The following is a 12583-nucleotide window of genomic DNA, read 5'->3' on the forward strand; positions in this document are numbered from 1 at the left end:
CCCCCTCCGAATCTCGCCACAGTGGTTGCCGCAATCTGCGTTAACCACTGAGGACGATTCACGTATGGACACATTTTGCAGCCGGATGCTGCTCTTTCTTTGCCTGGCGCCCCTGATGTCCCTGGCCGCCCCGCCCCCACCGACTCACCACTTCACTCTGGACAATGGCCTTAAGGTGCTCGTGCGCGAAGATCATCGCGCGCCGCTGGTGACCTCACAACTCTGGTTCAAGGTCGGTTCCGCCGACGAAGCACCGGGCCAGAGCGGGCTCTCCCACACGCTCGAACACATGCTCTACAAAGGCAGCAGCAAGACTTGCGCCGGCGAGGCCACGGCGATTCTGCAATCGCTCGGCGCCCGGGAAAACGCTTTCACCAGCAAAGATGTCACCGCCTATCACCAAACCCTGACCCCCAGGTACCTGGGGGTTGCGTTCGAGCTGATGGCCGATCTGATGTCAACTGCACACCTGCGCGATGAAGACCTGACCCCGGAACTGGCGGTGATTCGCGAAGAACGGCGTTCGCGAACCGAAGACGACCCCAGCGGCCTGGCACTTGAGCGTCTCACCGCCGTGACGCATTTGGCCAGCAGCTATCGCACGCCGACTATTGGCTGGATGCATGACCTGAACCAACTCAATGCCAGCGATCTGCGCCATTGGTATGAAACCCGCTATGCGCCCGGCAACGCCACGCTGGTCGTTGTCGGTGACGTGACGCTCGATCAGGTCAAGCAGTTGGCGCAGCGTTACTTTGGCCATCTGCAAGCAAGAGCCGTTCCGGGCGCGTTAAGGCCCACGGAGCTGAAACAGCCCGGCGAGCGCAGACTGATCCTGCATCTGCCCGTCCCCGCCCCCCAACTGATCATGACCTTTAATGTGCCGGGGTTGGTCACCGCCGAAAATCGGCGAACCGTGCACGCTCTGCGCCTGATCGACACATTGCTGGGCGGTGCCAACAGTGCACGCCTGCAAAAGCGCCTGCAATTTACCGAGCAGTTGTTCAGCGAGGTGGCAACCTCTTACGACACCCTCACACGCGGTGACAGCCTGCTATTGCTGACCGCCAATCTTGCCAGCGCCCACCCTGACGATCTTGAGGCTGCCGAACAGCGAGTCTGGCAAATGATCGAAGAATTGCGAACCAGCCCGCCAGCCGCCGATGAGCTGGAACGTGCCCGCACTCAGTTGATTGCCCGGCAGATCTACGCGCAAGACTCCATCGTAGAGCAGGCCCAGGGGTTAGCCGCATTGCAGAGTATCGGCCAACCCTGGCAGTTGCTGGATCAGGATGCGGACGAGCTGGCACAGGTGACACCCACTGATATACAGCAGGCCGCCATGACCTTTTTGACCCGCGAACGCCTGAGTGTTGCGCATGTGTTCAAGGAGACCCGCCCATGAACGACTACCGTTGGCCTACCTGGGTCGCATTGTCAGGTCTCGGCCTGATCGCCTGTCTGTGCGGCGCCCGAACGTTTGCAGACACTTCGATTGTTGCGCCGGCAAACTTCCCCGCGCCACGCCTGGAGTCTCTCCGGGTGCCGGTTTCTGATCCGGCCACGCCACGGGGGCTGTCCATCAAGGGCTGGAAGACCCTGACCGGCACCAAGGTGTTGTTCATCCGCACCACGGCATTACCGATGTTCGATCTGCATGTCAGCTTCGCGGCGGGCAGTGCGCGGGACGGCGGCACGCCGGGGCTCGCCGCCGCCACGTTTGGCATGCTTAACGAAGGCGTGCCAGGCAAAGACTTGCCTGCCATCGTCGAAACCTTCGACGGCCTCGGTGCGCAGCTCGAAATGACGATCGATCACGAACGTGCCAACCTGGTGTTGCGCAGCTTGAGCGATGCTCAAAAAAGCACCCCGGCACTGCACCTGTTTACTCAGATACTCGGCGAACCGTTGCTGACCGACGAGGCCTTGCAGAGGGTAAAAAACGAACTGCGTGACCACCTCCTGTTCAGGTCGGAGCAGGCAGGCAATTCATCCGAGCAGTCGGTCAAGGCATTGCTTGCCCCGGGCAGCCCCTATTCGCTGCCGTTCTATGGCACGGATCAAGGCTTGCAGTCGCTGAGCCGCCAGGCAGTCAAAGACTTCCACCAACGCTTCTACGGCGCCAGTCATGCACAGATCACCCTGGTCGGTGACCTGACGCTGGACCAGGCAAAAGCCATCAGCCTGCAAGTCAGCCACGCATTACCGGTCATGCCTGCGGGCACGGGGGCTACGCCGATGCCTGCGCTAAGACCGCTGGGCACCAAACGGACCTTCCATGAGGAGCAGCCACTGACCCAGACCTCGTTGATACTGGGCCAGCTCGGTGTGTCGCGCCAGCATCCGGACTATGCCGCGCTGTACGCGGCCAACCTGATTTTTGGTGGCACGGCAAACAGCCGACTGATGAACGAACTACGGGAAAGGCGCGGGTTGGTGTACGACGTGCATTCACAAAACAGTCACTGGGCCAGCGCGGGCTTGATGACAATTTCCCTGCAAGTCAGCCCGTCATTGAGCGCAGGCATTCTGGCGTTGACCCGATCAATGTTCCGCGACTATCTGCGCGACGGGCCGACGCAACAAGAGCTCGACCAGATCAAGCTTAGAGTGACCAACATGGTCGCCCTGGACAGCGCCAGCAACAAACAAATACTCAAGCAATTGGTGGACATCAATCGCCATGATCTGCCACTCGACATCGATTACATCGCCCAGCAGGTGCAACGCCTGACGCTCAAGCAAATCAAAGAGGCGCTGAACCGACACCTGGCTGCCGATCAGTGGCGCGTGGTGACGATCGGTGCAACCGTCGATCAGCAGCCGTTGCCTGCACCACCGGCCACACCGCCCGGCACATCTTCCAGTGCATGTGTCGCGCCGTAGCAGGCTTTGTGGCAAGTTAGGTTTTAAATTGAAAAGCAGCAGACGACCGGCGTCTGCTGCTTTGCGCAAGACCTAGTCGAGATTTGCCGTGCAACCACGTTCCCCTTCCCCCGCCCTTCGTTTCAGTCCGGCCTTTGGCCTGGGCAATCCACACCTGCAAACCCTGTGGGGTCCGTTGTGGCGTAAAACCGTTCATCTTGATCGCCAGCGTGAACGCCTGTGGCTTGAAGATGGCGATTTCCTCGACCTCGACTGGCACGGCCCTCACAGTGCCAAAGCTCCGTTGGTATTGGTGCTGCACGGGCTGACCGGTTCCTCGAACTCGCCATACGTTGCCGGCCTTCAAGCCGCGCTCGCCGCGCAAGGCTGGGCCAGTGTCGCCCTGAACTGGCGCGGCTGCTCAGGCGAACCGAATCTGCTGCCGCGCAGTTACCACTCCGGTGCCAGCGAGGACCTCGCCGAAACCATTCGGCACCTGCGCGCCAAACGACCACTGGCGCCGCTGTATGCGGTCGGTTATTCCCTGGGCGGCAATGTGTTGCTCAAGCACCTCGGGGAAACCGGCAACACCAGCGGTGTGTGTGGTGCGGTGGCCGTGTCGGTGCCGTTTCGCCTCGACCAATGCGCCGATCGTATCGGCCAGGGTTTTTCCAGGGTCTATCAGGCGCACTTCATGCGCGAGATGGTCGCCTACATCAAGAACAAGCAAAGGCAATTCCAGCACGACGGACGCGAGGACGGTATGGCCGCACTGGCGGCGCTCGGCTCGCTGGAAAACATGCGCACGTTCTGGGATTTCGATGGCCGGGTGACCGCGCCACTGCACGGGTTCACCGATGCCGAGGATTACTATCGCCGCGCGTCGAGCCGTTACTTTCTCGGCGAGATCCGCACACCGACCCTGATCATTCAAGCGGCGGACGATCCGTTCGTGTTCCCGCACAGCCTGCCGCAAGCCAGTGAACTGTCGGCGACGACTGAATTCCAATTGCTGGCTCGCGGCGGTCACGTCGGATTCGTCGAGGGCTCGTTGCGCCAGCCCGGCTATTATCTGGAAAGGCGCATCCCGCAGTGGCTGGCGGGCCTGACGTCATGATTGATCAGGCTCGCCCCCACAAGGAAGGGCGTGGTAATTACTCGCCGGTAGCGATTCCACGCGAAGGCTCGTTGATCCACTCGCTCCACGAACCGGCATACAACGCCCCCAACGGATAACCCGCCAGGCACAGCGCGAACAGGTTGTGACACGCCGTCACGCCCGAGCCGCAATACGCGACCAGTGCCGACGGCGAACGCTCGCCAAGTCTGGCGGCAAAGCGCTGCTTGAGTTGATCGGCCGGCAGGAATCGACCGTCACCACCCAGGTTGTCGGTAAACGCCGCACATTGCGCGCCGGGAATGTGCCCGGCAATCGGGTCGATAGGCTCGACTTCACCCTTGAAACGCGGCAAGGCCCGGGCGTCAAGAAGGGTCAGCGTCGGTTGACCGAGCCGCTGCTGCAATTGCTCGGCGCTGAGCAGCAAGGTCGTGTCCGGCTGGCCGCTGAAACTGCCACGGACAGTGGTCGGTGCATTCAGGCTCAGCGGCAGACCCGCCGCGTGCCAGGCCTTGAGCCCGCCATCGAGAATGAACACGCCATCACGCTTGCCCAGCCACGCCAGCAACCACCACGCTCGGGCCGCATAGGCACCCGGGCCGTCGTCGTACAAAACCACGTCGCTGTCAGCGTTGATGCCCCAGGCTTGCAGACGCTCGACCAGCGCCGCAGGCGCAGGCAACGGATGCCGGCCCGTCACACCCTTGACCACTTTGCCGCTGAGGTCACGCTCAAGATCGGCGAAACTCGCTCCGGCAATGTGCCCCTCGGCGTAGCTGCGCTGACCGTAGTCCGGGTCATCGAGGGCAAAACGACAATCGAGAATCACCAGCCCCGGCTGCTCCTTGCGGACATCCAGTGCGGTAGGGCTGATCAGTTGCGCAATCGACATAACGGGCTCCTGTGGAATTCGACAGAACGGTTTACTTCACGTCCTCAAGGGCCTGGGCCAGCGGTACGTAGAATTCTTCGAACAGCGCATTGACCTGATCGCGCGCCTGCTCGGTGACAAACCCGGCTTCCAGCACCAACACCTGATACACGCCACGTTTGATGGCTTGCTCGCTGAGGTGGTTGGAGTTCTCACGGGTGGTGCACAGAAAGCGTACCCAGGACGTCAGGATGATCCAGGCATTGAGGGTCAGCGATTCAATCTGCACACGGTCCATGTCGAGGATCCCGGCGGCAACGAAACCCTCGTAGATCGCCGCGCCTTGAATCACGCAGCGCTGGGAAAAGCGTCGATAACGGGCCGCCAGTTCCGGATCGCTGTCGAGCAAATGCTCAAGATCGCGGTGCAGAAAACGGTAACGCCACATCGCCGACAGCAGCTCCTTGAGATAGAAGCGCTTGTCTTCGACCGTCGCGGCGCGTCCCTGAGGTGGGCGCAGGAAGCTGTCCACAAGGCTTTCGTACTCACTGAACAACACGGCGATGATCGCCTGCTTGTTGGGGAAGTGGTAGTACAGGTTGCCCGGAGAAATCTCCATGTGAGCAGCAATATGATTGGTGCTGATGCTGCGCTCGCCCTGTTGATTGAACAGTTCGAGGCTGTTCAGCACGATACGCTCGCTGGTTTTTATTCGTGGGGCCATGGCTTGAGCTTTAATTCAGAGTGCGGTGACGGGCATCTTACGACCTATCCGGAAATGGATAAAACAAAGCTGCACAAGGAAGCCATTTGACTTTCTAGAGTATAGGCTCTAAAAATTGCCCCATTACAATAATTCCGGAGCCCACTATGACTGCCGATATAGCCTACCTGCAAACGCTGCAACAGCCACTGGAAGCGCTTGATCGGCAGTTCAACGCGCAACGGGCCGCGTATGCCGCCAACCCGATGCCGCCTGCTGCCCAGCGCCAGCAATGGCTCAAGGCCCTGCGCGATGTGCTGAGCGATGAACGTCAGGCCTTGATCGAGGCGATCAGTGCCGACTTCAGCCACCGCAGCGCCGACGAGACCCTGCTGGCCGAATTGATGCCCAGCCTGCACGGCATTCACTACGCCAGCCGCCACCTCAAGGGCTGGATGAAAGCCTCGCGGCGCAAGGTCGGCCTGGCCTTCCAGCCCGCCTCGGCGAAAGTCGTGTATCAGCCGCTGGGCGTGATTGGCGTCATCGTGCCGTGGAATTACCCGCTGTATCTGGCCATCGGCCCGTTGGTCGGCGCACTGGCGGCGGGCAACCGGGTGATGCTCAAACTCAGCGAATCGACGCCGGCCACCGGGCTGTTGCTCAAGGCATTGCTGGCGCGAATCTTCCCCGAGGATCTGGTGTGCGTGGTGCTCGGCGAAGCAGATATCGGCGTGGCGTTTTCCCGTTTGCGCTTTGATCATCTGCTGTTTACCGGCGCCACCAGCATCGGCAAGCAGGTGATGCGCGCGGCAGCGCAAAACCTCACCCCGGTCACCCTGGAACTGGGCGGCAAGTCCCCGGCCATTGTCTCCCGTGACGTACCGTTGAAGGATGCGGCCGAACGCATTGCCTTCGGCAAAACCCTCAACGCCGGCCAGACCTGCGTGGCCCCGGATTACGTGCTGGTGCCGCAAGACCGCGTCGGCGCGTTCGTCGAAGCCTATCGCCAGGCCGTGCAGGGCTTTTATCCAACCCTCGCCGACAACCCGGACTACACCGCAATCATCAACGATCGCCAATTGGCGCGGCTCAACGGATACATCAGCGATGCCACCAGCAAGGGCGCCCTGTTGATTCCGTTGTTCGACCAAGGCCAGGGTCGCCGCATGCCACACAGCGTGCTGCTCAATGTCAGCGACGAGATGACCGTGATGCAGGACGAAATTTTCGGGCCGTTGCTGCCGATCGTGCCGTATCAGGATCTGGAGCAGGCATTGGCTTACATCAATCAGCGGCCACGACCTCTGGCTCTTTACTACTTTGGCTACGACAAACGCGAACAGAACCGCGTGCTGCACGAAACCCATTCGGGTGGTGTGTGCCTGAACGATACCTTGCTGCATGTGGCTCAGGATGACATGCCATTCGGCGGCATCGGCGCTTCGGGCATGGGTCACTACCACGGTCGCGAAGGCTTTCTGACGTTCAGCAAAGCCAAAGGCGTACTGATCAAACAGCGTTTCAACGCCGCCAGACTGATTTACCCACCGTACGGAAAATCCATTCAGAAACTGATTCAGAAGCTGTTCATCCGCTAATCATTCGTCATCGCCGCCGGGTAATAAAAACAATGCACCCAAGCCTGACTGAAACACCTGCCCTGTCGCGCCGTGGCCTGCTGAAATTCAGCCTCGGCGCCACCGCGTTTCTCGCCACTGCCGGGCTCGGCGCCAGCCTCAGTGGTTGTTCGTCGAGCGTCCCGGCCCAGGGTTTCACTGTTTTGCGCGATGGCGATCTCTTGTTTCTGCGCGCATTGATTCCGGTAATGCTCGACGGCGCCGTGGCCGTCGAGAAGATGCCCGGCGCGGTCGACGGCACGCTCCAGTCGCTGGACTACAGCCTCGATCACCTGTCGCCGGAAATGCTCAAGCTCACCCGGCAGTTGTTCGACGTGCTGGGCATGGCCGTGACGCGCGGGCCCCTCACCGGCATCTGGGGCAGTTGGGAAAACGCCAGCCCTGAAGCAATGCGCCACTTCCTCGACCGGTGGAAAAACAGCGCGTTGAGCCTGTTGCGCATGGGCCACAGCTCGCTTCAGCAAATGGTGATGATGGCCTGGTACACCCGCGCCGAGTCCTGGGCGCATTGCGGTTATCCCGGCCCGCCGACTGTCTGAACCCAAGACGCGCCCTTCGCGGGCAAGCGAGGTTGCTCGCGAAGGGGCCCGCTGGAACAACAAAAACAAGAGAGCCTGAACATGCCAGTACCCGACCCGTTCCGCGAAGGCCTCGCCCGAGGCTGGAAAACCTACAACGGCGCACAACTCACGGACGACCTGACCCTCGAAACCGATGTCGCGATCATCGGCAGCGGCGCTGGCGGTGGTACCACGGCAGAAATCCTCAGCGCCGCCGGCTATAAAGTGTTGCTGATCGAAGAAGGCCCGCTGAAAACCAGTTCCGATTTCAAAATGCTTGAAGACAAGGCCTACAGCAGCCTCTATCAGGAAGGCATTGGCCGCATGAGCAAGGACGGCGCGATCACTATCCTGCAAGGCCGGGCGGTCGGCGGTACCACGCTGATCAACTGGACATCGAGCTTTCGCACCCCAGAACCGACCCTCGAACATTGGGCCAAAGAACACAGCGTCAAAGGCCACAGTCCGGCCGAGATGGCGCCATGGTTCGAAAAAATGGAACAGCGTCTCGGCGTCGCTCCGTGGCTGATTCCGCCCAACGCCAACAACGACGTGATCCGTAAAGGCTGTGAACAGCTCGGTTATAGCTGGCACGTTATTCCACGCAACGTGCGCGGCTGCTGGAACCTCGGTTACTGCGGCATGGGCTGCCCGACCAACGCCAAGCAATCGATGATGGTCACGACCATTCCGGCCACCCTGGAAAAGGGCGGAGAGCTGCTTTATCTGGCCCGCGTGCAAAAGCTGTTGATCACCGGCGACAAGGTTTTCGCCCTGCAATGCGTCGCCATGGACGAGCGTTGCGTCGAACCGACCGGGCGCTCCATCACGGTCAAGGCACGGCATTACGTGCTCGCCGGCGGCGGCATCAACAGTCCGGCGCTGCTGCTGCGTTCAGACGCGCCAGACCCACACAAAACCTTGGGCAAACGCACATTCCTGCATTTGGTGAACATGTCCGCCGGGCGCTTCGATGACGTCATCAACCCGTTCTACGGCGCGCCGCAGTCGATTTATTCCGACCATTTCCAGTGGAAGGACGGCGTCACCGGCCCCATGGGCTACAAACTCGAAGTGCCGCCGCTGCAACCGGCGCTCGCGGCCACCCTGCTCGGCGGTTTTGGTCAGGACAACGCGCAGCGCATGGCCGATCTGCCACATACCCACGTCACGCTGGCGCTGCTTCGCGATGGGTTTCACCCCGACAGCAGCGGCGGCAACGTAGAGCTGCGGGGCGACGGCTCGCCAGTGCTCGACTATCAAGTTTCGCCCTATGCCTGGGAGGGGTTGCGCCGGGCCTTCCACAGCATGGCCGAGATCCAGTTCGCCGGGGGCGCCAAAGCGGTGATGCCGATGCACGCCGACGCGCGTTATGTGAAGACCCTGGCCGAGGCCCGTACGTTGATCGATGGCTTGCGCCTTGAGTTGTATCGCACACGGTTGGGCAGCGCCCACGTCATGGGCGGCTGTGCGATGGGCGAAGAGCCGAAAACCGCCGTCGCCGATAGCCTTGGCCGTCATCATCAGCTCACCAATCTGTCGATTCACGACGGCTCGCTGTTCCCCACCAGCATCGGCGCCAACCCGCAGTTGTCGGTATACGGGCTGACGGCACAATTGGCGACGTCCCTCGCCGATCGACTGAAAAACCCATGAAAAACCGGATCATTCCCATCGTCTATAGTGCTTTCTTACCCAACAGGCGACTTGGCCGACCGGGACGGCTGCGATACCATCCGACTCCCCAACGGACTCCCGCCAGGACGACGCGATGAACCGAGTGTTGTACCCAGGTACCTTCGACCCTATTACCAAGGGCCATGGCGATCTGGTCGAACGCGCCTCGCGCCTGTTCGACCATGTGATCATTGCTGTCGCTGCCAGCCCGAAGAAGAACCCGCTGTTCCCGCTGGAACAACGGGTCGAACTGGCTCGCGAGGTCACCAAACACCTGCCGAACGTAGAAGTGGTCGGCTTCTCGACGTTGCTGGCGCATTTCGCCAAAGAGAAGAACGCCAATGTGTTCCTGCGTGGTTTGCGTGCGGTGTCGGACTTCGAATACGAATTCCAGCTGGCCAACATGAACCGTCAATTGGCCCCGGATGTGGAGAGCCTGTTTCTCACCCCGTCCGAGCGTTATTCATTCATTTCTTCGACGCTGGTGCGCGAAATCGCCGCGTTGGGCGGCGATATCAGCAAGTTCGTCCACCCAGCCGTGGCAGACGCCCTGACCCTGCGCTTCAAGAAGTAACGACCGTTCAAACGGCGCCCGCGTGCACTGCGGGCGCCAATGCGGCACAATTGCGCGCATTGATTTATAGCGCCCGGGCCTGCCGCCCCGGCTGGAGTGAGCATGTCCCTGATCATCACCGACGATTGCATCAACTGCGACGTCTGCGAACCCGAGTGCCCAAACGCCGCGATTTCCCAAGGCGAGGAGATCTACGTGATCGACCCGAACCTGTGCACCCAGTGCGTCGGCCACTACGACGAACCGCAGTGCCAGCAGGTTTGCCCGGTGGATTGCATTCCACTGGACGAAGCCCATCCTGAAACTCAAGAACAGTTGATGGAGAAGTACAACAAGATCACCGGCAAGGCCTGATCTGACCGCTTTGTAGCGTTTCTTCGGGCCTCTTCGCGAGCTAGCCCGCTCCCGCACTGGAATGCATTCCAAAGGTGAGAGCGGGCTTGCTCGCGAAAGGACCATCAACAACCGCGCCGAATTCAGAACACCTCACTCGCGCTGCTCAAACCCCTCCCCCGTACACCCCAGACACCGCACAAACGCCGCTTTTGCCGGATCAACCACCAACGCCTGCCCTGCATCGCCTATCCCGCCACCCAGCGCGGTAAACGGCAACGACACAACAAACACGCCCGCCCCGATGACCGTCGCCACGACCAACAAAGGTCGGGCAATCAGCAAGTCGCCGATCATGGCGTAGGCCGGTGGGTTCTGGAGGGTGTAGCGCGGATCACCGCTGCCGTTTTCCGTGGCTTGAACAGCCAGGCTGGAACACAGCAGCAATGCGACAAGGAGCACTTGCAAGGATTTCATGGCACGATCCTTCGGGCTGAACAGTGAGACAACTCACTATAGACCGTGGGATTTTTTCAGCTTCCTGCTTCAGGTCTGGCAGCGCGGACAGAAAACACTGGCACGCTGACCAAGCTTCACTTCACGCAGCCCGGTGCCGCAGACCTTGCAGTGTTCACCGCCGCGACCATAGACAAACAGTTCCTGCTGGAAATAGCCCGGCTGCCCGTCACCGCCGATGAAATCGCGCAACGTGGTACCGCCACGTTCGATGGCGGCGGCGAGGATGCGTTTGATCTCGATCGCCAGTTTCAGATAACGCCCACGGGATATGCCACCGGCCTCGCGGCGCGGGTCGATCCCTGCGGCAAACAGCGCTTCGGTCGCGTAAATATTGCCGACCCCGACCACCACCGCGTTGTCCATGATGAACGGCTTGACCGCCATCGAACGCCCGCGTGACAACTGGAACAGCCGCTCGCCATCGAACAGATCGGTCAAGGGCTCAGGCCCGAGACGAATCAGCAACTCGTGATTGAGCGGATCGTTGCTCCACAGCATCGCGCCGAAACGCCGTGGATCGGTGTAGCGCAAGGCCAGGCCCGACTCCAGCTCGATATCGACATGCTCGTGCTTGAGCGCCGGCAAACCGACCTCGACCAGGCGCAAATTGCCTGACATGCCCAAATGGCTGATCAACGTGCCGACTTCGGCATTGATCAGCAGATACTTGGCCCGCCGCTCGACCAACACGATGCGCTGCCCGGACAGGCGCACATCGAGGTCTTCGGGAATCGGCCAGCGCAGCCGGCGGTCACGCACGATCACCCGGCTGACGCGCTGGCCCTCCAGGTGCGGGGCAATGCCCCGGCGGGTGGTTTCGACTTCGGGCAGTTCAGGCATGGTGTCCTCGAATCAACGCGCGCCGAGGTCGCGGATCGTTTGTTTGAGCGTTTCGAAGTCGTAGTCCGACAGCCCCATGTAATCGAGAATCATCGGACCGATGCTTTCCCACTCGTAGTCTTCGGTCTGGTTGCCCAGCACCCGGTACGAAGCGCAGATGTGCTCGGCCATCTTGAGGATCGCCAGCAGGTTTTTCATCTGATTGTCGTGCGACGACTCATCCCTGAAGATCGCCAAGGCATTGTGGTGATTGGCGATTGACGCGCTGACATGCTCCGGCAGACGCCAGGATTTGGCGGTGTAATAACCGACCACCGCATGATTGGTGTTGAACTCTCTGTTTTCAGTGTCCACCACCCGACATTCGGCACTGGCATTGGCGTAAGCCTTTTCCAGTACCGACATGTAATGGGGGAAGCGCTGCAGCATCAACGGCACACCGCAATCGTGAAACAGGCCCAAGGCATAGGCCTCGTCACTGGCCTGAATGCCGATGCGCTTGGCCAGCGTCAGGCAAGTCATCGCCACATCCTGGGCGGTATCCCAGAAACGATTGAGCGTGACGATGGTGTCGTCGTTCAGCTCGCCCTTGATCGACTGCGCGTTGATCAGATTGACGATCGAACGGCTGCCCAGCAGATTCACCGCGCGCTGGATCGAAGTGATCTTGTTGCTCAAGCCGTAATACGGCGAGTTGACAATTTTCAGCAGCGAGCCGGACAGGCCGGGATCCTGGGAGATCAGTCTGGCGATCACCTCCAGGTCCGGATCGGGCATGTACTGCTCCATTTGCAGATCCACCATGATCTGCGGCTGCGCGGGCACGCTGATGCCTTGCAGGGATTGTTGAATCTGTTCGGTGGTCAGCTCTTGGGACATAAGTACAC

13 protein-coding genes are annotated in these 12583 nt (G+C 60.6%); 8 read left to right on the plus strand and 5 right to left on the minus strand.

Translation table 11 applies throughout. The annotated features are described in order from the left end of the window. The first annotated feature begins 64 nt into the window (after window positions 1-64). From AACY02_RS00940 to AACY02_RS00950, 3 genes are all read left to right on the plus strand, one after another. A complete protein-coding gene (locus tag AACY02_RS00940; RefSeq protein WP_339430362.1) occupies window positions 65-1405 on the plus strand; it encodes a M16 family metallopeptidase in 1341 nt (446 codons plus the stop codon). Continuing rightward, complete coding sequence (locus AACY02_RS00945) at window positions 1402-2886, plus strand: M16 family metallopeptidase (protein ID WP_339430363.1); 1485 nt, start codon at window positions 1402-1404, stop codon at window positions 2884-2886. Before AACY02_RS00940 ends, AACY02_RS00945 begins: the two co-directional genes overlap by 4 nt. Window positions 2887-2974: 88 nt before the next feature. Beyond that, a complete protein-coding gene (locus AACY02_RS00950) occupies window positions 2975-3982 on the plus strand; it encodes a hydrolase (protein ID WP_339430364.1) in 1008 nt (335 codons plus the stop codon). Between the two features lie 37 nt (window positions 3983-4019). Here AACY02_RS00950 and AACY02_RS00955 read toward each other — a convergent pair whose 3' ends face one another. Together AACY02_RS00955 and AACY02_RS00960 are read right to left on the minus strand one after the other, a co-directional pair. Next, window positions 4020-4874, minus strand: coding sequence for a sulfurtransferase (locus AACY02_RS00955; RefSeq protein ID WP_339430365.1), 855 nt, complete (start codon window positions 4872-4874; stop codon window positions 4020-4022). Between the two features lie 31 nt (window positions 4875-4905). After that, a complete protein-coding gene (locus tag AACY02_RS00960; RefSeq protein WP_221732406.1) occupies window positions 4906-5577 on the minus strand; it encodes a TetR/AcrR family transcriptional regulator in 672 nt (223 codons plus the stop codon). Window positions 5578-5723: 146 nt separating this feature from the next. Here AACY02_RS00960 and AACY02_RS00965 point away from each other — a divergent pair, with 146 nt between their 5' ends. From AACY02_RS00965 to AACY02_RS00985, 5 genes are all read left to right on the plus strand, one after another. Further along, window positions 5724-7154 (plus strand): coniferyl aldehyde dehydrogenase, encoded by a 1431-nt coding sequence (locus AACY02_RS00965; RefSeq protein ID WP_339430366.1) that lies wholly within the window; start codon window positions 5724-5726, stop codon window positions 7152-7154. A gap of 32 nt (window positions 7155-7186) precedes the next feature. Beyond that, window positions 7187-7732, plus strand: a complete 546-nt coding sequence (locus AACY02_RS00970) for a twin-arginine translocation pathway signal protein (protein ID WP_339430367.1) — start codon at window positions 7187-7189, stop codon at window positions 7730-7732. Window positions 7733-7813: 81 nt separating this feature from the next. Next, window positions 7814-9409, plus strand: coding sequence for a GMC family oxidoreductase (locus AACY02_RS00975; RefSeq protein WP_339430368.1), 1596 nt, complete (start codon window positions 7814-7816; stop codon window positions 9407-9409). 115 nt (window positions 9410-9524) lie between these two features. Continuing rightward, the gene (gene coaD, locus AACY02_RS00980) at window positions 9525-10004 is read left to right on the plus strand and encodes a pantetheine-phosphate adenylyltransferase (RefSeq protein WP_221732410.1); all 480 of its coding nucleotides are present in this window, start codon (window positions 9525-9527) and stop codon (window positions 10002-10004) included. Window positions 10005-10106: 102 nt separating this feature from the next. Further along, a complete protein-coding gene (locus tag AACY02_RS00985) occupies window positions 10107-10358 on the plus strand; it encodes a YfhL family 4Fe-4S dicluster ferredoxin (RefSeq protein WP_221732411.1) in 252 nt (83 codons plus the stop codon). A 132-nt stretch (window positions 10359-10490) separates the two neighbouring features. On the opposite strand, the gene AACY02_RS00990 is transcribed toward AACY02_RS00985, so the two are convergent. The 3 genes from AACY02_RS00990 to AACY02_RS01000 form a co-directional block, all read right to left on the minus strand. Beyond that, a complete protein-coding gene (locus tag AACY02_RS00990; RefSeq protein ID WP_339430369.1) occupies window positions 10491-10814 on the minus strand; it encodes a multidrug transporter in 324 nt (107 codons plus the stop codon). Window positions 10815-10883: 69 nt separating this feature from the next. After that, window positions 10884-11696, minus strand: a complete 813-nt coding sequence (mutM, locus tag AACY02_RS00995) for a bifunctional DNA-formamidopyrimidine glycosylase/DNA-(apurinic or apyrimidinic site) lyase (protein ID WP_034153682.1) — start codon at window positions 11694-11696, stop codon at window positions 10884-10886. Window positions 11697-11708: 12 nt separating this feature from the next. Beyond that, complete coding sequence (locus tag AACY02_RS01000; protein WP_339430498.1) at window positions 11709-12521, minus strand: HDOD domain-containing protein; 813 nt, start codon at window positions 12519-12521, stop codon at window positions 11709-11711. Window positions 12522-12583 lie beyond the last annotated feature (62 nt).

Source organism: Pseudomonas sp. EA_65y_Pfl2_P78, assembly GCF_963970495.1.
GTDB lineage: Bacteria > Pseudomonadota > Gammaproteobacteria > Pseudomonadales > Pseudomonadaceae > Aquipseudomonas > Aquipseudomonas baetica_A.